A 558-nucleotide genomic window follows, 5' to 3' on the forward strand; every position below is an offset into this window, starting at 1 on the left:
GGCTCAGGACTCATTTTTTGAGATAGAAGATGAAGCTTGCGGCGATATGGATTGCGGACATGAAGGTGTGGGCGCATCTGTCATATCGGGTTGCGACCCGTCGCAGTCTTTCAGCTTTGCGAACATGTTTTCGATCAGATGGCGCTTTTTATACAGGTGCCAGTTGTAAGGCAGCTTTGATTTTCTGTTCTTCTTCGGTGAAATGCAGGCGGTGATGTTTCGTTCTGCGAGGTTCTGCCTGATCCGGTTGCTGTCGTAGCCCCGGTCGCCGAGGACTTCCTGCGTTTCATCCGGAAGATCCGCCAGCAGAACATAGGCTCCCTTGAAATCACTGACCTGTCCTGCGGTCAGATGGAGCCGGACAGGGCGTCCCTGGCCATCGCACACAGCATGAAGCTTTGAGTTCAGGCCACCTTTTGTCCGTCCGATATGGCGGGGAAAAGCCCTTTTTTAAGCAGAGAGGCTGCCGTTCTGTGCGCTTTGAGGTGTGTCGCGTCGATCATCAGACGTTTCGACCGGGCGGCTCCAGCGAATGAAACGATTGTATAAGGTCTTGTG

The 558-nt window shown here is 53.4% G+C and carries 1 pseudogene; it reads right to left on the reverse strand.

The window, feature by feature from the left end:
• Positions 1-10: 10 nt before the first annotated feature.
• Positions 11-558, reverse strand: a pseudogene (locus GOB90_RS18795) (IS5 family transposase); the annotation flags it as partial.

Origin of the sequence: Acetobacter oeni, assembly GCF_011516825.1 — a bacterium.
In the GTDB taxonomy this organism is placed as follows: domain Bacteria; phylum Pseudomonadota; class Alphaproteobacteria; order Acetobacterales; family Acetobacteraceae; genus Acetobacter; species Acetobacter oeni.